The 20,803-nt window shown below is 36.8% G+C and carries 19 protein-coding genes and 1 riboswitch; of the genes, 17 read left to right on the forward strand and 2 right to left on the reverse strand.

The window, feature by feature from the left end; all coding sequences use genetic code 11:
* Positions 1–110: 110 nt before the first annotated feature.
* From DS745_RS12480 to DS745_RS12525, 10 genes are all read left to right on the forward strand, one after another.
* Positions 111–1,073 carry a TAXI family TRAP transporter solute-binding subunit gene (locus DS745_RS12480; protein WP_129078575.1) on the forward strand — a complete coding sequence of 321 codons (963 nt, stop codon included), beginning with the start codon at positions 111–113 and terminating at the stop codon, positions 1,071–1,073.
* A gap of 16 nt (positions 1,074–1,089) precedes the next feature.
* Positions 1,090–1,623, forward strand: coding sequence for a DUF1850 domain-containing protein (locus DS745_RS12485; RefSeq protein ID WP_161568254.1), 534 nt, complete (start codon positions 1,090–1,092; stop codon positions 1,621–1,623).
* Complete coding sequence (locus DS745_RS12490) at positions 1,623–3,830, forward strand: TRAP transporter permease (protein ID WP_129078577.1); 2,208 nt, start codon at positions 1,623–1,625, stop codon at positions 3,828–3,830. The genes DS745_RS12485 and DS745_RS12490 overlap by 1 nt, the downstream gene beginning before the upstream one ends.
* 158 nt (positions 3,831–3,988) lie before the next feature.
* Complete coding sequence (locus tag DS745_RS12495) at positions 3,989–4,477, forward strand: GNAT family N-acetyltransferase (RefSeq protein ID WP_161568255.1); 489 nt, start codon at positions 3,989–3,991, stop codon at positions 4,475–4,477.
* A 125-nt stretch (positions 4,478–4,602) separates the two neighbouring features.
* Positions 4,603–6,054 carry an alanine/glycine:cation symporter family protein gene (locus DS745_RS12500; RefSeq protein ID WP_129078579.1) on the forward strand — a complete coding sequence of 484 codons (1,452 nt, stop codon included), beginning with the start codon at positions 4,603–4,605 and terminating at the stop codon, positions 6,052–6,054.
* A 278-nt stretch (positions 6,055–6,332) separates the two neighbouring features.
* Positions 6,333–6,698, forward strand: a complete 366-nt coding sequence (locus tag DS745_RS12505; RefSeq protein ID WP_129078580.1) for a lmo0954 family membrane protein — start codon at positions 6,333–6,335, stop codon at positions 6,696–6,698.
* A 26-nt stretch (positions 6,699–6,724) separates the two neighbouring features.
* Positions 6,725–7,369: a PspA/IM30 family protein gene (locus DS745_RS12510; RefSeq protein ID WP_129078581.1), complete on the forward strand. Its 645-nt coding sequence runs from the start codon at positions 6,725–6,727 to the stop codon at positions 7,367–7,369.
* A 97-nt stretch (positions 7,370–7,466) separates the two neighbouring features.
* On the forward strand, positions 7,467–8,195 hold the full coding sequence (gene liaF, locus DS745_RS12515; protein WP_129078582.1) for a cell wall-active antibiotics response protein LiaF: 729 nt from the start codon (positions 7,467–7,469) through the stop codon (positions 8,193–8,195).
* Positions 8,192–9,223 (forward strand): sensor histidine kinase, encoded by a 1,032-nt coding sequence (locus DS745_RS12520; RefSeq protein WP_129078583.1) that lies wholly within the window; start codon positions 8,192–8,194, stop codon positions 9,221–9,223. Before liaF ends, DS745_RS12520 begins: the two co-directional genes overlap by 4 nt.
* 2 nt (positions 9,224–9,225) lie before the next feature.
* Complete coding sequence (locus DS745_RS12525; RefSeq protein WP_129078584.1) at positions 9,226–9,858, forward strand: response regulator; 633 nt, start codon at positions 9,226–9,228, stop codon at positions 9,856–9,858.
* Positions 9,859–10,139: 281 nt separating this feature from the next.
* Here DS745_RS12525 and DS745_RS12530 read toward each other — a convergent pair whose 3' ends face one another.
* Positions 10,140–10,679: a hypothetical protein gene (locus DS745_RS12530; RefSeq protein ID WP_129078585.1), complete on the reverse strand. Its 540-nt coding sequence runs from the start codon at positions 10,677–10,679 to the stop codon at positions 10,140–10,142.
* 294 nt (positions 10,680–10,973) lie between these two features.
* On the opposite strand from DS745_RS12530, the gene DS745_RS12535 reads away from it, so the two are divergent.
* The 6 genes from DS745_RS12535 (at position 10,974) to DS745_RS12560 (ending at position 17,821) form a co-directional block, all read left to right on the forward strand.
* Positions 10,974–11,858: a carbohydrate ABC transporter permease gene (locus DS745_RS12535; RefSeq protein ID WP_129078586.1), complete on the forward strand. Its 885-nt coding sequence runs from the start codon at positions 10,974–10,976 to the stop codon at positions 11,856–11,858.
* On the forward strand, positions 11,858–12,685 hold the full coding sequence (locus tag DS745_RS12540) for a carbohydrate ABC transporter permease (RefSeq protein WP_129078587.1): 828 nt from the start codon (positions 11,858–11,860) through the stop codon (positions 12,683–12,685). Before DS745_RS12535 ends, DS745_RS12540 begins: the two co-directional genes overlap by 1 nt.
* Before the next feature lie 68 nt (positions 12,686–12,753).
* The gene (locus DS745_RS12545) at positions 12,754–14,064 is read left to right on the forward strand and encodes an ABC transporter substrate-binding protein (RefSeq protein ID WP_129078588.1); all 1,311 of its coding nucleotides are present in this window, start codon (positions 12,754–12,756) and stop codon (positions 14,062–14,064) included.
* 139 nt (positions 14,065–14,203) lie between these two features.
* Positions 14,204–16,024, forward strand: coding sequence for a sensor histidine kinase (locus tag DS745_RS12550; protein WP_161568256.1), 1,821 nt, complete (start codon positions 14,204–14,206; stop codon positions 16,022–16,024).
* Positions 16,005–16,766 carry a response regulator transcription factor gene (locus DS745_RS12555; RefSeq protein WP_129078590.1) on the forward strand — a complete coding sequence of 254 codons (762 nt, stop codon included), beginning with the start codon at positions 16,005–16,007 and terminating at the stop codon, positions 16,764–16,766. The genes DS745_RS12550 and DS745_RS12555 overlap by 20 nt, the downstream gene beginning before the upstream one ends.
* Before the next feature lie 55 nt (positions 16,767–16,821).
* A riboswitch (cyclic di-GMP riboswitch) is annotated at positions 16,822–16,909 on the forward strand.
* 42 nt (positions 16,910–16,951) lie between these two features.
* Positions 16,952–17,821 (forward strand): amidase, encoded by an 870-nt coding sequence (locus DS745_RS12560; RefSeq protein WP_129078591.1) that lies wholly within the window; start codon positions 16,952–16,954, stop codon positions 17,819–17,821.
* A 45-nt stretch (positions 17,822–17,866) separates the two neighbouring features.
* On the opposite strand, the gene DS745_RS12565 is transcribed toward DS745_RS12560, so the two are convergent.
* On the reverse strand, positions 17,867–18,643 hold the full coding sequence (locus tag DS745_RS12565) for a DUF4397 domain-containing protein (protein WP_129078592.1): 777 nt from the start codon (positions 18,641–18,643) through the stop codon (positions 17,867–17,869).
* A gap of 353 nt (positions 18,644–18,996) precedes the next feature.
* On the opposite strand from DS745_RS12565, the gene DS745_RS12570 reads away from it, so the two are divergent.
* Positions 18,997–20,709 (forward strand): WG repeat-containing protein, encoded by a 1,713-nt coding sequence (locus DS745_RS12570; RefSeq protein ID WP_129078593.1) that lies wholly within the window; start codon positions 18,997–18,999, stop codon positions 20,707–20,709.
* Positions 20,710–20,803: the final 94 nt, after the last annotated feature.

The following is a 20,803-nucleotide window of genomic DNA, read 5'->3' on the forward strand; positions in this document are numbered from 1 at the left end:
TATTATTTTCTCCCTCTAGTAAAAAAGAATTATATTTTTCATTTTGCCACATATAATTTACCAACTTGGTTAATTCCGAGAAAGTATATTAAAAAGTAGGGGGTAATACTTTGAAAAGGTATAGTTTATTGTTGGTATTGCTATTGGCAGTTGGAATGGTACTAGCTGCATGTGGCTCTTCAAATTCAGGTAGTGATGGTGAGTGGGTAAGTGATGTAACCATCTTAACAGGTGGAGAGCAGGGGGTATATTTCCCGCTTGGTGGTGCTATGGCACGTATCATCAGTGAAAATGTTGATGGAGTTACAGCTACTGGAGTAGTCAGTGGTGCGTCGGTTGTAAACAGTAATGACATTAATGATGGGAAAGCAGAATTAGGTTTAGTGCAAAATGATATTGCTTTTTACGCACACGAAGGTTCAGCGATGTTTACGGAAGTAACGAATAACTTTTACGGAGTAGCAACACTGTATCCGGAGGTTGTTCAAATCGTAACTTCAGCTGATAGTGGTATTGTAACAGTAGAAGATTTAAGAGGTAAACGTGTTGCTGTAGGTGACCAAGGTTCAGGTACTGAAGCAAATGCGAAACAAATCCTAGAAGTCCATGGAATTACCTATGATGACTTAAATATTGAGTTTATGAGTTTTGGTGACGCATCCGGTGGTATCCAAGATGGGAACATTGATGCAGCGTTTATTACGGCTGGTACGCCAACGGGGGCAATCGAAGCTCTAAAAGCTAGTAGAGAAGTACGCATTGTTAGCATTAGCCCTGACAAGATTAAAGAACTAACGGATAAATATCCATACTACACTCACTTTGATTTACCAAGCAGTGTTTATGGAACAAGTAGCGATGCTACAACTGTTGCGGTTCAAGCAATGATCATTGCGAGCAAATCTTTATCAGATGATCAAGTCTATGCAATGACAAAAGCGATTTTTGAGAACCTAGATGTAATAGAAGCAACTCATGCTCGTGGTAAGGATATTACTCTTGGGACGGCTTTGGATGGTATGTCAATTGAGCTTCACCCAGGAGCAAAACGTTATTTTGATGAAGCAAAGTAAGATAGGAGAAAGGGCATTGCAAGTTTGCAATGTCCTTTTCAAACAAAAGAAACTAGTATTCGGTCTACTTTTCATATGTCTGTGTCTGTTTCTAGTATTGCTACCTCGTAATCATGAAGTATTAGTCATCGAAGAAGCTAAGACTGGAAACATTCTGTGGGCACATGAAATAAGCAGAGATGAATGGTTTCACCACCAATACATTCATTCTGTTGAAAAGTCACTAGTAATTGAAAAATTTAAGCTCGGCTATTCTGGAACGATTTTTGCAATGGAAAGCTGGACAAGGTCATTTGGCGCGGGATTGCCTTACGAACTAAAAGGAGACCTCGAAATGAAGGATGGTTTTTATATCCTGAAAAACATCTATGATCCAATTGATGTTCTTCATATGCAACCTTCTCATTTACAGATGCATACGTTTCATTTTCGTGAGACTGAAATCGTCCTATCCGAACCACCATTTTCAAGAACACACATTAAGTTTTATGTGAAAAATATGAGCTGGCCTGAGTTTATGTTAGTAAAGCGAAAGAAAGGAGCGGTGTGATGAGTAAGGAAAAACAAGAAGTATCCAATCCATTAGAGCTAGAGGGCAGTGATCGTCATCTAGTGGGTAAATGGGCGGTTATTATATTGATTGTCAGTTTAATTATGTCAGGATATCATTTTTATACGGCTGGCTTTGGACTCCAAGTGTCGACGAGGACGCATTTAATTTTCCATTTAACAATAGGGTTAACCCTTGTATTTCTTATGTATCCGATAAGAAAAGGGCTAAAGCAGACGAAAATCCCATGGTATGATTTTTTACTAGCTTTGCTCGTTGCTTTCGTTGGGTTTTACATTATTCAAAATCAACAATCTCCATCAATCTTAAGTGCTAGGCCAACAACCTTAGATGTTTCGGTTGGTGTTGCACTCGTACTTTTGGTGCTTGAGGCTACGAGAAGGGTTGTCGGAAAACCGCTTGTTATTATCGCGAGTGTGTTTATTGGTTACTATTTCCTAGGGGCTTATATGCCTGGTGCCTTCCGTCATGTTCGAGCTGATTTTGAACGGTTTTTTTATGAGATGACCTATACGACTGCAGGGATATTTGGTACACCGATTAGTGTATCTGCTACCTACGTGTTTATCTTTATCTTATTTGGCGCCATTTTGGAATCAACTGGGGCAGGTAAAATGTTTATTGATCTTGCATTAAGGGCATTCGGTAAATACAAAGGCGGACCGGCAAAAGCTGCAGTAGTTGCAAGTGGTATGTTGGGAAGTATCTCAGGAAGCTCTACAGCGAATGCAGTGACAACAGGTACGTTTACAATACCATTAATGAAAAAGGTTGGCTTTAAACCACATGTTGCAGGTGGGGTTGAGGTAGCTGCTTCATCAAGTGGACAATTTTTGCCTCCAGTCATGGGTGCAGCAGCATTCTTAATGATTGAATACACAAATATACCTTATGTAGAAATTATTAAAAGTGCATTAATTCCAGCAATTCTTTGTTATGTAGCGATCCTAATAATGGTCCACTTAGAAGCTTCGAAAAATAATATTAGAGGTCTGAAAAAAAGTGAATTGGTTTCATCAAGAAAAACATTGCTTCAGCAAGGGTATTTGATTTTACCAATTTTCGTTTTACTGTATTTTCTGATTAAAGGATTTACTGTACCAAATTCAGCATTTTTCTCTATTGTTGTCATATTAGTATTAGCGTTTTTTGCCCACCGATTTAAAGAGAATATTGGGAGAAGTTTATTATACGCTGGAATTTTAATTGCTTTTGCGTTTAGTCTTCAATATATCATTTTGTTTATAAATCAGTTTTTAAGTCGGGATATACTCTGGAGAAACGAAATTCCATTTTTAGTCGTCATTAGTTTAGTAATTGCCAGTCTATTTGCGGTAGGTCAGAAAAAATTAAAGGTAGAGTCTGCTCCTGTTCGTTATGGCGTAACAGAATTAATAAGAGGTTTTGAACTAGCTGCTCGTAACTCATTAGCAGTAGTTGTTGCTTGTGGTACGGCTGGGATATTAATAGGGGTTGTAAATTTAACAGGATTATCTCTGAAACTATCAAACATGATCATATCGTTCTCAGGAAGCGTAACGGCCATGCTACCAAGTTTCTTAGTGTTTGATAACACCCAGTTGTATTTTGCATTAATCTTGACTGTATTTGCATGTTTAATCTTAGGATTAGGATTACCGACGACAGCCACTTACGTTATCTTAGCGGCAATGGTTGCTCCGGCATTAGTAGGTTTAGGTGTACCTCTTCTTGCTGCACATCTATTTGTCTTATATTATGGAGTATTAGCAGATGATACACCTCCAATTAACTTACCAGCTTATGCAACAGCAGGAATAGCCAAAGCTGAACCAATCCGAACAGGTATCCAAGGCTTTAAATTCGACTCAGGTGCGTTACTGTTGCCTTTTGCATTTGCCACAAATCCAACAATATTATTGTTAAACCCTGATGCTACTTGGATTGACGTAACTTTAAACATCTTTACAGCGTTAATAGGGATCATTGCGTTTGCCTCATTTATTCAACAGTGGCTAATCGTAAAATATGCTTGGTTTGAGCGCATTGGTGCCTTAGTAGCAGCTCTTGTTTTAATACATGGACATTGGGTGACAGATATAACAGGGATCACAATCCTAGTGCTACTTGTAATTTCACAATATATACGAGCAAAAAAAGCAGGGAAAATAGGAAATAAAACCGAGGTTGGGTGCCAGGCACCATAAATGGACAAAAACGTTAAGGTGTCCACTTGGAATGGACAATGAAGGTTTTTAAAAGCTTGAGTCAATTAGAATTTAAACAAAATTCTAGTGAACACCCCATTTTGAAAGAGCATATTCTGTAGAGAATTGACTTTATATTAGCCGGGGGTGGTTATGTTTTGCTTTCTCTTGAAGAACTTCAAGATCCATTGTCTGAAGAAAGCCTAGAAATACAATATGCAATTTTAAATTCTGACCCATATTTCTTACAGCATGCAGAAGGGAAAATAGAAATACCAAAAGTACAAATCATACAGGAAAACCTAGAATATTTGTCTTTAGGTGCAAAATTTTATTTTCTTAAGAAATCAACGGAGATTGTTGGGTTAGCGCATTATGTTCCATATAATCCTTACGATCATACATTATGGCTGAGTTTATTTATCATAGATAAAGCCTATCAAAAAAATAAACTTGGCTATAAAGGGTATCTATTATTTGAAGATTTCTTAAGAGAGAAACATAACGTAGACAAAATAAGGTTATGTGTTCAAGTTCAGAATAAGCGGGGCGCAAGGTTCTGGGAGCAAAATGGCTATAAAAAAGTAATGTCTACCATTGACCAAAAGAACCTTCACATTGATATCTACGACAAAATATTTTCATAGACTAGCACAATCTATTAAAGAGATGTGCTAGTTTTTTTGTCGAAAACTAGATTGTTGTAAATTTTCTGAATATAAATTATAATTCGAATATATTTTAAAATTATCTGAAAAAAGGAGGTTTTTTCATGGAGGAACTAGTAGGTTGGTTAAATGGTATTCTGTGGAGTCAGCCAGTTATTTATGCTATTTTGGGTGTCGGACTTTTATTTTCTGTTTTAACTCGTTTTCTTCAGGTAAGACATATTAAAGACATGTTTGTATTAATGTTTCAAGGAAAAAGCTCTAAACAAGGGATTTCCTCATTCCAAGCTCTAGCAGTAGCTCTTTCGGGGCGTGTAGGTACCGGTAACATTGCGGGTACTGCAACTGCGATTGCGATGGGTGGTCCGGGAGCTGTATTTTGGATGTGGACAATTGCTTTTATTGGAGCAGGTAGTGCTTTCGTCGAGTCAACTCTTGGTCAAATTTATAAAGTGAACCAAGACGGACAATATCGCGGGGGGCCAGCATATTACATAGAAAAGGGTATCGGCTGGAAATGGTTTGCCGTAATATTCGCCTTTTCTGCAGTAATTGCGCTTAGCTTATTATTACCAGGTATTCAATCCAATTCAATTGCATCAGGTATGGAAAATGCATTTGGTATAAGCAAGTCAGTAACAGGAATTGTTTTAGTAGGACTTATCGGAATTATTATTTTCGGTGGTATTAAAAGGATTGCTACAGTAGCCCAATACGTAGTACCTTTCATGGCGTTAGCTTATATGTTCGTAGCTCTAATTATTGTTGTTATGAACATCAGCCAATTCCCTGCAGTAATTTCTTTAATCGTAAGAAGCGCATTTGCTGCTGACTCTGCCTTTGGAGGTATTATTGGTCTGGCTGTTGCGTGGGGAGTAAAGCGTGGGGTATTCTCGAACGAAGCTGGTCAAGGAACTGGACCACATGCCGCTGCAGCTGCTGAAGTTTCGCATCCAGCAAAACAAGGTTTAGTTCAAGCTGCTTCTGTCTATATTGATACACTTCTTGTGTGTTCTGCAACTGCATTCATGATTTTAGTAACAGGTATGTACAACGTGAAAGATGCAGCTGGGAATTTTATTGTTGAAAATTTACCAGGTGTTGATGCAGGACCTGCATTTACACAAAATGCGATTGAGTCTGTTATGCCTGGATTTGGAGCATCGTTTGTTGCGATTGCATTATTCTTCTTCGCATTTACAACTATCATGGCTTACTACTATATGGCTGAAACAAACATTGCTTACATGTTACGTGGGAAGAATGGAACAATCCCAATGACTATTTTAAAAATAGTTCTACTTGTAGCTACATTCTTTGGGGCAATTAGAGCAACAGGTTTAGCTTGGGATTTAGGAGATGTTGGGTTAGGGTTAATGGTTTGGTTAAACTTAATCGCGATCCTAATTCTTGCAAAACCAGCATTAGCTGCGTTGAGAGATTACGAAGAGCAAAAGAAACAAGGCCTCGACCCAGTGTTTGACCCAGTTAAGCTTGGTATTAAAAACGCTGATTATTGGGAGCATGAATATAAAAAAGAGGATAATGTAGGGTAAATTAGAATTATGAATTGTCAATTATGAATTATCAATTGATGAAAGAATCTCTTAGATGCTTTCGAGAAGGGTAGTCACTGTAAAACGGTGGCTACTTTTTTTGTTGAAACTGAGCAACCTTTAGACTCCCGCACCAATTAAAATTCATAATTCCTAATTCAAAATTGGTTTTACTTAGAATCTACTAAGCCTCAAGTCTTATACAAAATATATCTGAGGTTCATTATGAGAAGTTTGAAATGTAGGTAAGATAGAGTCATAAGAAGGGAGGAATTAACGTGAAAAAATTTGGATTGTTTATTTTAGGTGGGATTGCAGCGATCATCTTGATTGCCAATTTAGGACCGATGGCGATGTTTGCAATTAGCCTGGCTATTTTATACTACGCATTTAAGGGGTTTATGAAAGCAGACACATCGTTAAGTAAAGTCGCTTGGGCTGTTGTAGGATTAATCCTATTTTCCATCACAGCATCAAACGTACCAGCTTTAGTAGGAGTTTTAGCAGCTGTCGTTCTTTACTTCGTCTATAAAAAATGGAATGAAGAACCATCGATCATTGAACCTAAACAAACACAAACAGAATCAACAGATCCATTCGTGAATTTTGAAAGAGAATGGGCTGAATTAAAAAGAAACTTCTAAATACAAATTAAAAGGAGCGAATGAACATGAGTTTATTTTCAAGAATTAAAAACACAATTGCAGCAGACGTACACGAGATGTTAGATGAGAAAGAACAAAAAAATCCAATTGCCCTACTCAACCAATATCTACGTGATTGTGAGAAAGAAGTAGAGAAGGTTAGAAAGTTAGTTGAAAGGCAATATCTATTAAAAGAAGAGTTCACAAAAGAGTATAATGATGCTAGGCTTCTAGCAGATAAACGTAAGTATCAAGTTGAGGTTGCAGCTAGAGCTGGAGAAACTGAATTAATGAATTTCGCGATCCAAGAGCAGACTCACTACGAGGAGCGTGCTAGCCGCTTAAAGCTTTCGTTAGAGCAGGCAACATCACACTTATATGAGCTTGAACAAAAGTACGAAGAAATGAAGCATAAGCTAAAGGATATGCACATCAAACGAATGGAATTAATGGGTCGTGAAAATATGACTCGTGCTAACCATCGCATGGACCAAATGCTAGAACACAATGGTTATACTGGAAAAACCGGGTCGAAATTTGATGAGATGGACCGTTACCTTGACCGCCTTGAGCATCAAGCAAACTCTCAGTATCACCGTAATACGATCGACAGCCGAATTGCCCAATTAGAGAAACAACTAAAAAATCAAGAAAGTCATTCTATTTCTTAGTAGAAACGTGATATATTTTAAATAGATTTAATGACGTTGCCCACGTTTAGCGGGCAACGTTTACGTGTAATGTTAGGATGAAACGGGGAGAGACCTTATGGATAATCATACAAAGTCAGATTATATTAGCTGGACCATTTTAATAGGATTACTTCTTCTCGTCGTAGAAATTACCTTCTTTAACAAAGGTTTAGCATTTACACTAATTTTTGCGGGGGCATTACTTTACTTTGGTGGAAAACGGCTGCAAAGTTCCATCGGTAAATTAATTTTTGGACTAGGATGTCTTGTCTTATTTTTTACCACGATTGATATGATTGTCTTTAAGTTTTTAATTTTTGCAGTGATTGCTTATGTCATCATTTATTTTTATAAATCTAAAAATCGTCCATTACTGATCCAACCTGTAATGAAGGATTTGGACCGTACCGGGATACAAGTGTTAAAACAACCGCCTTTATTTAAAAATTTATTTTATGGACGCCAAGCGACACCTGAGCAAATTTACGAATGGCAGGATGTAAATATCCAAACAGGAATTGGTGACGCCAGAATCGACCTAAGTAATACAGTACTCCCAAAAGGTGAGGCTGTGATAGCGATTCGTAATTTTATTGGCAATATACAAGTTCTCGTTCCGTATGATGTAGAAGTAAATGTTGCCCATTCAGTCTTGGCGGGTACGACGATTGTTTTTGAAGAAGCAAATGAAAAATTGTTTAATCAAACATTGGTGTATAGAACAAATGGCTATATGGAGGCACCACATAAAATAAAAATTATAACCTCGATGGGGATTGGTAGATTAGAGGTGAAAAGAATATGAGGTTTATGCAGAAGCAAATGATCTGGAGCATTGTATTTTCTCTGATTCTTTTCACTATTTTCACCATTATATACATAACGGTATTTCCGGTAGAAAATTGGGGTTTGTTACTTGATGCAAAAATCTTTGACTTACCAATTTACATATTCTTACCGGGGATTGCTATTGCTTTAGGGATTATCTTTGGCTTATCTGGCATTATGACTTTTAAAAAACAGTTAGAAGTCGTAGAAGAGGCATTACAACAGCTTGAGCAGGGACGGCTTTTTGAGGAAGAGAAAGTCACCTATTCGGAAGAACTGGCTCCAGTTTTCCAAAAAGTAAAGAGTATCCAAAGGCAGATGATCGAACAAGTAAAGACGGCCCAGAAGCTTGCGAGTGAAAAAGCCGTTGATCAAGAGAAAGAAGTACAAAAGATTGTTTCACAAGAACGTAATCGCTTAGCTAGAGAGTTACATGACTCAGTGAGTCAGCAATTATTCGCAGCATCTATGTTGATGAGTGCTATTACAGAGACGAAGCAAGAGGAAGACAGCCGAGAAGCAAAACAATTAAAGCTAGTTGAAGAAATGATTCATCAATCTCAGTTAGAAATGAGAGCACTGCTTTTACATCTACGCCCAGTTCCACTTAAAGGAAAATCTCTTCAAGAAGGAATGCAGGAGCTTCTTAACGAACTATCACAAAAAGTTCCGATGGAAATATCATGGAAAATAGAAGAAGTCCCTTTAGAAAAAGGGGTAGAGGATCATTTGTTTCGAATTTTACAAGAGTCTGTTTCCAATACGCTTCGACATTCCAAAGCTACTAGCCTAGAAGTGCTTTTGATTAACCGCGATGATTTAATTATTCTACGAATTTCAGATGATGGTGTTGGTTTTAATGTTTCTGAGGAAAAAGCTGGATCCTACGGGTTGCAAAACATGCATGAACGGGCAAAAGAAATTGGTGGCGTCCTGAAGGTAGTAAGCCTAAAAAATAAAGGAACTAGATTAGAAGTCAAAGTTCCATTAATGGTGGGTGACTAAGAGTGATAAAGGTATTATTTGTAGATGATCATGAAATGGTAAGGATAGGCGTCACTTCCTACTTATCGGCACAGCCTGACATCGAGGTTGTTGCTGAAGCGGATAATGGTGCCCGTGGTGTTGAGCTAGCCCTTGAGCTGAGACCAGACATCGTTTTAATGGACTTAGTTATGAAGGAAATGGACGGTATTGAAGCAACTCGTAGAATTATCGAAGCGTGGCCTGAAGCAAAAATCATCATTGTGACAAGTTTCCTTGATGATGAAAAAGTCTACCCAGCTCTTGAAGCAGGAGCTACCAGCTACATGCTAAAAACTTCAAAAGCAAGCGACATAGCTAATGCGGTACGTGCCACCTTCCAGGGACAAACGGTGCTAGAGCCTGAAGTTACTGGGAAAATGATGACGAAAATGCGTCAGAAGAAAGTAATTCAACCACACGAGCAACTGACTGAGCGGGAGATGGAAATATTACTTTTAATTGCTGAGGGAAAAACAAATCAGGAAATCGCTGATGAAGCGTTTATTGCATTAAAAACGGTGAAGGTTCACGTCAGCAATATATTAGGAAAGCTAGAAGTAAACGATCGGACCCAAGCGGTCATTTATGCCTTTAAGCATGGGTTAATCAAATAGGAGAAGCACAGAGTTGGCGAAGAACTCTGTGCTTTTTTTGGGCTTTGGGTTTGTCGAAAATGTTAGTATTTTGTCGTTTGGCATGTAAATCATCGTATTTGGACTATAAATCATCGGTTTTGGATTATAAAGTATAGTTTTTGGACTATAAATCATCAATTTTGGCTCATAAAACAAAAACTACCTACTCAAAAGCAAGACATTTTAACCCGCATAGCGAGCTTAAGATACGAATCCTTAGATTTTACCGCAAAAAATCTATTTTTAAGGAAAAAAACCGCTTAATGTCCATGCTCATGGTCATGTCCCTCATATTCTTGAACACTTTTTGCTATAATAACGTCGCTATTCTCGTTTGTAATTTCCATTTCAAATTCATCAGCGTGATGTTCAGTAAAAATACGATATGTACCAGCTTCTTGAATAGTAAACGTGTAGCTAGTTGACCCTTTCACATTTAAAGACAGGTTATAGGCATACTCACTTTCGGCGGCAAAGTAGTCACCTTCATGAAATAATTCACCACCAGTATCCATAATATGAGCCGCATGATGTTCAAGATCTTTAATATTACTATCTTCTTTGATAAAAGTTAGTAACATCGTTTCGTCACCAAACTCATTTTGTTTAAATTCTAATGAATAGGTTCCGGCTACTAGTTCATAGCTTCCTGCCCATTCAAAAGGAAGTTCATCGTGGCTATGATCATCAGCATGAGTATCTTCACCAATAGCGCTCTCGTTAACAGCTTCTTTTTCATTGCACCCTATTAAACCAATGGTAAGGATTGTTCCGAGCACTAGTGGGAAAAGTCTCTTCATGTTACTTCCTCCTCAAGCTTTTGCTTCTCTATATAATCTCTACATACCTGACAAACGGCCTGGTGGGACGGGCAGTTAGCGGCTGTATCATGGACTTTTCCGCAGACTACACAATTTGTTGTTTTATAACCCTTCATCAAATCACCTCAATTACTAATATGATGACTGATTCGAAAAAATGAATAATGGTATCGCTTACATTGGTCAATTTATTCCACCCTATTGATCAATAGAGTACGTATTCGTTCCACTCTTTTGAAGCTAAACTAAGTGTAATAGTAAGGAGGGGCGATCATGAAGAACAAAAAGAAACTTAAAGAAGCTCTACTGTATCTAGCCTTTGTTGGCCCAGTACTGGCCGTCTTTACAGTTATCGTTCTCATTCCATTTGTTTTAGGGATGTATTATTCATTTACAAATTGGAATGGGGTAACAGGGGAAATTGTTTGGGTGGGTCTAGACAACTTTAAATATATCTTTACGGGTGATCCGCAAATTTTAAACTCTTTTCTCTTTACAACCAAATTTACGGTATTTGCAGTTATTCTTACTAACCTAATAGGGTTAACTCTTGCGGTAATCTTAACTCAAGCTCTAAAATCAACCAATATTTTACGAACAATCTTCTTTCTACCTAATTTAATTGGTGGACTTTTACTAGGATTCATTTGGCAGTTTATTTTTGTTAGAGGATTTGAGTCGATAGGAAAACTAACAGGCTTGTCGTTATTTCAATTACCTTGGCTTGGAGATGCCAATACAGCATTCTGGGGAATTGTAATCGTAAGTGTTTGGCAAGGTTCTGGTTATATCATGATTATCTATATAGCAGCTCTGCAAAACGTTCCACACGAACTAATTGAAGCAGCAAAAGTAGATGGTGCTAATCGCTGGCAAATCTTTAAGAGTATCACTCTACCATTAATTACTCCTGCCGTAACAATATGTTTGTTCTTAACGATTGCTTGGTCTTTTAAGATCTTTGATGTAAACGTTTCCCTAACTGGTGGGGGGCCGTTCAAGTCGACCGAGTCATTATCATTGAACATCTATACAGAAGCGTTTGTAAATAACCGATACGGAATTGGCGCAGCTAAAGCGTTCTTGTTCTTTATCATTGTGGCTACTGTAACGACGGCCCAAGTCATTTTTACTAAGAAACGAGAGGTGCAAGCGTAATGGAAAACAAATATACTGCGAGAACGTTTGCACTAGAAATAGCGACAATCTTGTTAGCCATACTTTTTCTTGTCCCTTTCTACTATGTGATTGTCAACTCGCTAAAGAGTTTTGCAGAAATACTATTAAATGCATCTGCACTACCGACAGAAATCAAATGGAGTAACTATACGGTAGCTGCAGAACGAATTCAATATGGAAAAGTATTTTTAAATTCTTTAATTATCACTGCGCTTAGTAATGTTGTAATTGTAGTCTTTTGCTCGATGGCTGCCTATAAGCTTGTCCGAAGCACTAGTAAGTTAAGTAATATCATTTTTATCATGTTTGTGGCGGCAATGGTTATTCCATTTCAATCGATAATGATCCCGCTAATTCGTGTAACAAGTAATCTTGGACTATTAAATAGCATATACGGGATTGTCATTATGTATTTAGGGTTTGGTTCGGGGCTTGCTATCTTTTTATATCATGGGTTCATTAAATCAATCCCTAAAGAGCTTGAAGAAGCAGCAATCATTGACGGATGTAGTCCATTCGGAGTGTTCTGGCGGATTGTTTTTCCGTTATTGAAACCGATTACAGTAACCATTGTGATTTTAAACAGTCTCTGGATTTGGAATGACTTTTTATTACCATTACTAGTTTTACAGGACGTAAGCTTGCGTACGATTCCACTTGCGACCTTCTACTTTTTTGGTGAATATACAAAGCAATGGGATTTAGCACTAGCGGCGTTGGTATTAGGAATTGTACCGCTACTAATCTTTTTCTTCTTAATGCAAAAACATATTATTAAAGGAATTACTTCAGGCTCTATTAAGTAAATCAAGGCTGGTGTATAGTGGGGATAACGCCCACTTCACATAAAAAAACGATATCAGGGGGTAACAAAATGAAGAAATTTAGTTTACTAGCATTAATAATTTCTTTCATGCTACTTTTCACAGCATGTGGTGGCAATTCAGGTACTGAAACAACATCAAGTGATACAAACAATCAACCAAAACAAACGGAAAAACAAACAGATACAGCAAAAGACCCAGTTACTATTAACATGTTCCAATTTAAAGTGGAAATTGCTGATGACCTTGCTAAAATGGCAAAGGAATATGAGGCGCTTAATCCACACGTTAAGTTAAATATCCAAACTGTTGGTGGAGGAGCTGATTATGGTGCAGCTTTGAAAACACAGTTTGCATCAGGGAATGCACCTGACATCTTCAATAACGGTGGTTTTACAGAAGCAGAAACTTGGTTAGAGCATTTAGAAGATTTATCTGATCAACCTTGGGTTAAACATGTGTTTGAAAATGCAAAAGCTCCAATGACGATTGATGGAAAAATTTATGGTCAACCACTTAACCTTGAAGGTTACGGTTTTATCTATAACAAAGATTTATTTGCTCAAGCAGGTATTACTGAACTACCTAAAACACTAGATGAATTAGAAGCTGCTGCACAAAAACTACAAGATGCTGGCATTACTCCATTTTCAGTAGGTTATGGTGAGTGGTGGGTAATTGGAATTCACTTAGCAAACATTCCTTTTGCACAACAAGATAATCCAGATGCATTTATTCAAGCTCTAAACGATGGAACAGCAAAAATTCAAGAAAATGATAAATTTAAACAATTCATGGACTTATTTGATCTAACAATCAAATTTGGAAACAGCAATCCATTAACAACAGATTACAATACACAAGTTACCCAATTTGCGGCTGGTCAAACAGCTATGATGCAACAAGGAAACTGGACGAACAACATGATTTATGACATTAATCCTGGAATTAACATTGGTTTCTTACCTATTCCAATCAACAATGATGCAAAAGCTATGGATAAACTAGCTGTAGGTGTACCAAATAACTGGGTAATTAACAAGAACTCGCCAGTTAAAGAAGAAGCTAAAGCTTTCTTAGATTGGATGGTAAGCTCAGAGATCGGTCAAGATTACCTAGTAAACAAATTTAAGTTCATCCCTGCGTTTGATAACATTAAAGCAGATGGCTTAGGTTCTTTAGCAGATGACATCTTAACGTATTCTAGTCAAGATAAAACATTATCTTGGAACTGGTTTAAGTATCCAGATGGAGTAGCTAATGAGTTTGGTTCTATCATGCAAGCTTACATTGGTGGGCAAAAGACTAGTGAGCAAATGCTAACGGATTTCCAAGCTGCATGGGATAATTTAAAGAAGTAACAATTTGAAGAAGATGTGAGAGTACATTCGTACTTTTCACGTCTTTTTCCTATTAAACTGATGTTTAAAAAAGTATAGCTAAACCATTAAATACTATATATGATATAACTAGAAATTAATCATGACATGGGGTGAGCGGTTGAGTATTAAATATAAACTAACGATATTCTTATTAATTGTTACGCTCATACCAGGGTTAACAGCAATTGTTACTACTTATTTTTATACAAAAGAGAAAGTCAAAGATCACTTCATTGAGGAAAATGTTAAGGTCATTTCTCAGGGGAAATATGATATTCGTGATTACTTCCTATCCATCACTGAAATTCCGTTAAGCCTTTATGCCAATCGAAAATTTATGAATGTTATGGAACAAGGGATCTCCAACGACATAGATATTGCACAAGAGGAAGTTAAGCGTTCGTTGCTAAATCTTTATTTTACAAGAAAAGAAATAGAGCAAATCTATTTATACGTTGATAAGGGACAAGACGCTTATACTGTTTATAATACGAAGGTTAGTAGTAGAGGAAAGGTTGAAAATAAACTCCTAAATGACTATTTCGAAAAGCTGATAAATGAACGAAGCTACTTTATACTTGAGCCTACCCATGATATTTATAGCTACAATAATCAATCAGATATTCCGAGAACTAATGTAAAACCAGTAGTTAGCTTTCATCATGCATTAAATGAGGTAACTTCGGGAAAACTTCTCGGTTTTATTTCGATTGATATTGATATAGCAGCTGTGAAAACCATATCAGATCGCTTATATTTTTCTGAAGGTGAACAGTTTTATCTTATAAGCGGGAACAATGAGGTAGTCTATTCGTCTGATAGTGATTTAATTGGAACATTCATAGACGATCGACCTTGGCTACAGCAGATACGACAGCAAAATGAAATGAGTTTTGAATGGAAGGATGACTCGTTTGGTGGTGTTTTTGTTTATGATCAATTACCCGCCCCTTTTGAAAAGTGGATGATCGTAAAAGGAATTTCTAATGAGAGAATGTATAGCGGTGCTCAGTCAATTGCGAGAATGAATATATACATTCTATTATTCTTCTTTTTACTTAGTGCTTTTGCCACATTACTCGTTGCTATCAAGCTTATTTCTCCAATTAAAATTCTTATTGAAAATATGAAAAAGGTAGAGAAAGGTAGATTAGAAGTTGATTTTCAATCGTTAGGTAAGGACGAATTTGGGCAATTAGGCTATCATTTTAAATCCATGGTTAATCAAATCAATGAGTTAATTGTTCGGAAATACCGCTTAGAGATTGAAAACAAATCTAACCAAATTCGTGTATTACAGTCGCAAATAAACCCTCATTTTTTATATAACTCGTTACAATCAATCGGAACAATTGCTTTACGAAATAAGGTCCCGGAAATTTATACTTTAATAACCTCTTTATCTAGCATTATGAGGTATAGCATGAACATTGATGAAGATGTTGTTCCATTAACAAAAGAAGTCAATCATGTAAATGCGTATTTATCTTTGCAGAAACAACGCTTTCAGGAGAGACTGTTCTACTCAATAACTGTAGATGATGAGTTGAAGAAAATCATGGTTCCGAAGATGATTTTACAACCAGTTGTTGAGAATTACTTCAAGCATGGCTTCGAAATGAGTAACCTTACTGGAAAGATTGATATTCAGATTTTAAAAGAAAAAGAACGACTAACCATACTCATTGAAGATAATGGATTAGGGGTTACTGAAGAGCGATTAAAAGAAATTGAGCTTATGTTAACAAAAGGAATTAAACTTGCGAAAGCTGAAACAACGAGTATTGGATTACAAAATGTCTATGAGCGCCTCGAGCTCTATTATGGGGAAAAAGGATTAATGAAGGTAGGGAATCGAGAAGGCGGAGGCTTTAAGGTGACACTTGCAATACCCTTATATCGTATAGGAGTTGAGGAAGATGAAAGCAATAATCGTTGATGATGAGGTGCATGTGAGGGAAGGGATTCGACTTTTGGCCCTATGGGATATCTTTGGAATTACAGATATTTATGAAGCGGTTGATGGTGATGAGGCAATTTCTTTGATTCAAAAGCATAAACCTAGCATTATTTTTACCGATATGAAAATGCCAAACAAAGATGGGATTAGCCTATTAAAGTGGATACAAGAACAACAGTCACTTACGAGTAAGACGATTGTGATTAGCGGATATGATGATTATCAATATATGCGTAAAGCGATCACATATGGTAGTTTCGATTATATTTTAAAACCAATTGATCCTGAAATCCTTAATGAAACACTTGAAAAAGCTGTGACCCAGTTAATAGAAGAAGAGAAGAAGCGGAAGTTGTCTAATGTTAATCCTTTTAAGGAAGCTATTTTTCTAGAGGAAGAACATAGCTCTATCCATGAGATAGAAGCATTTATTCGCGATAACTATCAAAAGGAAATCAAGCTTCAAGAAATCTCTGAACGGTTCTTTTTAAGTAGGGAGTATATCTCGAGAAAATTTAAGCAAGTTTATGGCGAAACAATTTCTGATTATGTGCTGAAAATTCGAATTGAAAATGCAAAGGTTTTGCTGAAAAATCCTACGATAAAAGTGTATGAAATTTCAAGTATGATTGGGTATCAAGACGATAAATATTTTCGGAAAGTATTTAAAAAACAAACGGGAATTACCCCAACAGAATTCCGTAACCAAAACGAGAGATAAACTTCCAACTCATCTCCTAGATACATTGTTAAGCACTTGTTATATAATAAAGTTGTAATGAAAAAGGCAAACTTATTGAAAGATAAGGACGCAAAACTATGGGCCTAAGGGAAGTGAATTCCTACGGTTGCCAAGTTGCCATGTTCCTCTTAGAGGGTCTATGGCCAAATGAGAGGAGAGCTAATATGAAAAAAATAGTGGTAATGTTTATGGTCGTTTTAATGGTGGTATCAGGCATGAATGCCATTCAAGCTCAGAAGCCTTTTGTGGTAGCTACATGGCTCTGGGATACAAATGAAATTGTCACGAATGAACAAGAAGTTCTTCGCTTCCTACAAGAGAAAAATGTGACAGATCTATACTTACAAATAAATAGGCAAATTCATGTAAATACGTATCGAAGCTTTATTGAAAAGGCAACGAAACTAAATATTAAAGTCCATGCTTTAGATGGTGCACCTACTTGGGCAACTCGTAATGGCAGTAAACAATATAAGCCTTTAATAGATTGGATAAGGAATTACCAATCCCAGGCGACTGCAGATCAAAAGTTTTCAGGAATACATCTCGATGTAGAACCTTATTTATTGGCTGATTGGCAAAAAAATCAGAAGAATACGGTTGAATTTTATCAGCAGTTTGTCATTGACTTTCGATCATTAGCAAATGACTTGAAGATTGAGTATGCTTTAGATATTCCATTCTGGTTTGATGAAATCAACTATCGTAATAAATTTGGAACAGGCCTCTTAAGTGAATGGTTAATTAATCAAACTGACACGGTAACAATAATGGCATACCGCAACTTTGCTGAAGGACCAAATGGAATTATAGATCTTGTAAAAACAGAGGTTGCTTACGCTGAGACAAAGGGAAAGAAAGTTATTATCGCTGTTGAAACAGAACCTTCAAGTGAAGGGACACATATTAGCTTCTCTAGCCTATCAGTGTTAGATCAAGAGCTTCAAAAGGTAATTAATCATTACGAAAAGAATACAAGTTATGCTGGTACGGCGATACATCACTATGCTAGCTGGAAAACACTAATAGAATAAATAATAAAAACTGCTCAGTAACACTCTGAGCAGTTTTATTATTTATTACGGTTGTAAAATCATTGCCTCTAAACGAGGTGTCCCATCTACAATGCCAATTGCTGTTATTGTATAGGCTTCGCCTGCTTTTAGATTTGTATCGCGCAAAGTTAACACAACATTATCAGTTCCAGCTGCTCGAACTTCAAGAGTAACACTACCTGGATCTACTTCAAGGTAATTTGCGATTTGTCCAAAGGATACATTGCTAAATAAAACATCGCCGCCTGCTATAGCAATATCTACAGCTGGAGCATTTGGAGATAAATGCCAAAAACGTACTTTTGACTTGTTTCTTGGGTTTCTTGTTGTATCAACAACCGGAACTAAACGAAGGTTTGCTAATCTACCTGCGGCTGCCACTGTATAGTTACGACCTGATTGTACCTCTACAGTTTCGGTCAAGACTGGATTTGTTGTTTGTCCAGCAGGGTAAATATCAATTCTGTAAGAGCCTGCGGGCACTTCTAAATAAGGACTAATTTGGTAATAAGTAATATTCTCTAACGTCTTCTCACCATTAACATAAACATCAACCTTTGGAGCGTCAGGTGACACATGAAGCACACGGACTTTGGCTGGTGCTCGCCATTCAGGTTGTACCCCATAAGAATTTCGGACATCAACAGGTTGCATTTGGCAAAGCTGTTGCATGCACATAAAGTGCATTTGATAATAATAGATATGTCTTTGTGGATCTAAATACTTGTAATAATTAGCAAGTAAGTCATACATAGCTGCATCTTGAGCTACCTTTTGATATTGTGGGTAAAAATGGTACATGTTTTTCCCTCTCCCTTCGTTCATACACACACAACAATAATGTATGCGGAAGGGGAAATATTAGGACTTTGTCTAGATTTATTTTTTTAAGCCTCGTCTAAAAACAAAGCCTCCAATTCATCTAAATACATCGTTAATTCATAGGAGTCTTCTTTAGCGTCTTCCAGCATACTGTTAATCGAACTAATATATTCATGTAAACTCATAAACTTCATCCCCTTAAGTTTGTTATTACTATTATTGTTACCAAAATGACAAACTATTAAACTAGTAATAATATTTATTTTTCAAATAGGTACCACCCTAAGAAAAGTTCCATACAATAAAGAAAAAAGACGTGTGGGAGTTTTACTATGGCTACTAACTTTTTATATGCTGCTTCCTTGAAAACAGCAAATGGAACGAAATGGGGATATATTAACGAAAAAGGTGAATTTGAAATTCAGCCTGAGTTTAATTTTGCTCTTGATTTTCAGAAAAATGGATTAGCTACAGTTGAAAAAGATGGAAAATATGGTTGTATTGATAAGTATGGTATTATAAGAATCCCTTTCCTTTTTGAGTCAACAATTGAATTTTCTGAGGGAAGAGCTGCTGTAGTCTATGCTGGCGGTTTTCATGTCATCGATGAGCAAGGAACTATCCTTACCAAAAAGCCTTACAATTATATAGGAATGTTTTACGATGGTAGAGCGCTTGTTTCGGATCAAGATAAAGAAAGTAGTTTTCGTTATGGATACTTAAATACACATGGAGATATAGCTATTCCAATTCAATTTGAAACGGCTAGTGATTTCACTAATGGCATTGCAATAGTTAAGCTTAGTGACCTTCAGTTTGCCCTGATTGATCGGCGTGGAAATATTGTAAATGTGTATCCGTATTTCTTTGTCGGGTACTATGGAGAAAATCTGTTGGCGTATCGTAAAGACCCTAGTGACTTGTATGGGTATATAGATCTGAGAGGAAATCTTGTCATTTCTCCAAGGTACAGAGTTGCTCAAGCATTTGAAGATAGTCGAGCCGTTGTTACTGAAACTGAAGACTTACAGAATAGATACGGATTAATAGACCGGACAGGGAACTATATTATAAAACCAAGGTATAATGACATCATGCCATTAGGTGAACACCGGTTTGCCGTAGGAAAAGCACTAGATGAGGATAAACCATATTTAGGCTCACGCTATGCTCTTGCTAACTGGAAGGGTGAATGCTTAACAGATTTTATCTATGACCATATTTCTAGATTTGAACAAGGGATTGCTTCGGTAGGTGATGGAAAACAAGCATTTTTTATTGACCGAACAGGTAATCGAGCAAGGGGACTTCCAGTCGTACGAGGAGCAGATAATGTTACATTAGTGGGGAAGTTAGTTAGAGCTATGAAAGGAACACGAGTGGCTTATTTTGATCGTAGAGGTAATTTAGTATGGAAACAAAATACAATCATTCCATTAACAAGCCGTTATCGTGTTATAGAGAAACAATATGAACCGAACAAAGATTATCTTGTTTACTATCCGCAGGTTGATGGAATAAAAAACGAAAAGGCCCAAGTAACAGTTAATAATCGGTTGAAAGAGCTTTCTAAATTAAAGAAAATAGAACCTACTGAACAATTGGATTACAGCTACGTAGGTGACTTTAACGTAAGCTTTTTTCAAAATAATTTACTTGTCATAGAATTGTTTGGTTATGAGTATTACTTTGGAGCAGCTCATGGAATGCCTACAAAAATATATGTTACTATCAATCTAATTAGCGGGCGAATATATGCACTAGAGGATTTATTTAAGAAAGGTAGTAATTATCTTGCTAGAGTAAGTAGCATAATTGAGGAAATGATCAGTACTGATCCACAGTATGACTATGTGTTTCCAGGAGCATTTCAAGGGATAACCAACGATCAACCTTTTTATGTAGATCAAGACCACCTTTATATATTCTTTGCACCTTATCAAATTGGTCCTTACGCCGCAGGTTTTCCAACGTTTAAAATACCATATACAAGTATTTTTGATATTTTGGACACTAAAGGTGAATTTTGGCTCTCATTTCATTAGCTGATAAAAACTCATACCTCTATTATGGTATGAGTTTTTTGTGCACATCTTTTGTATAGTGCAGATATAATAGTTGTAAAGAGAAAAATGAGGT

The sequence above is a fragment of the Anaerobacillus alkaliphilus genome (assembly GCF_004116265.1).
GTDB classification, from domain to species: domain Bacteria; phylum Bacillota; class Bacilli; order Bacillales; family Anaerobacillaceae; genus Anaerobacillus; species Anaerobacillus alkaliphilus.

Bases quoted from the DNA above. Each gene is read 5' to 3' on its own strand.
- DS745_RS12490 (WP_129078577.1), top strand. From the start codon at position 1,623: ATGAGTAAGGAAAAACAAGAAGTATCCAATCCATTAGAGCTAGAGGGC.
- DS745_RS12500 (WP_129078579.1), top strand. From the start codon at position 4,603: ATGGAGGAACTAGTAGGTTGGTTAAATGGTATTCTGTGGAGTCAGCCA.
- DS745_RS12510 (WP_129078581.1), top strand. From the start codon at position 6,725: ATGAGTTTATTTTCAAGAATTAAAAACACAATTGCAGCAGACGTACAC.
- liaF (WP_129078582.1), top strand. From the start codon at position 7,467: ATGGATAATCATACAAAGTCAGATTATATTAGCTGGACCATTTTAATA.
- DS745_RS12520 (WP_129078583.1), top strand. From the start codon at position 8,192: ATGAGGTTTATGCAGAAGCAAATGATCTGGAGCATTGTATTTTCTCTG.
- DS745_RS12530 (WP_129078585.1), bottom strand. From the start codon at position 10,679: ATGAAGAGACTTTTCCCACTAGTGCTCGGAACAATCCTTACCATTGGT.
- DS745_RS12535 (WP_129078586.1), top strand. From the start codon at position 10,974: ATGAAGAACAAAAAGAAACTTAAAGAAGCTCTACTGTATCTAGCCTTT.
- DS745_RS12540 (WP_129078587.1), top strand. From the start codon at position 11,858: ATGGAAAACAAATATACTGCGAGAACGTTTGCACTAGAAATAGCGACA.
- DS745_RS12545 (WP_129078588.1), top strand. From the start codon at position 12,754: ATGAAGAAATTTAGTTTACTAGCATTAATAATTTCTTTCATGCTACTT.
- DS745_RS12555 (WP_129078590.1), top strand. From the start codon at position 16,005: ATGAAAGCAATAATCGTTGATGATGAGGTGCATGTGAGGGAAGGGATT.
- DS745_RS12560 (WP_129078591.1), top strand. From the start codon at position 16,952: ATGAAAAAAATAGTGGTAATGTTTATGGTCGTTTTAATGGTGGTATCA.
- DS745_RS12565 (WP_129078592.1), bottom strand. From the start codon at position 18,643: ATGTACCATTTTTACCCACAATATCAAAAGGTAGCTCAAGATGCAGCT.
- DS745_RS12570 (WP_129078593.1), top strand. From the start codon at position 18,997: ATGGCTACTAACTTTTTATATGCTGCTTCCTTGAAAACAGCAAATGGA.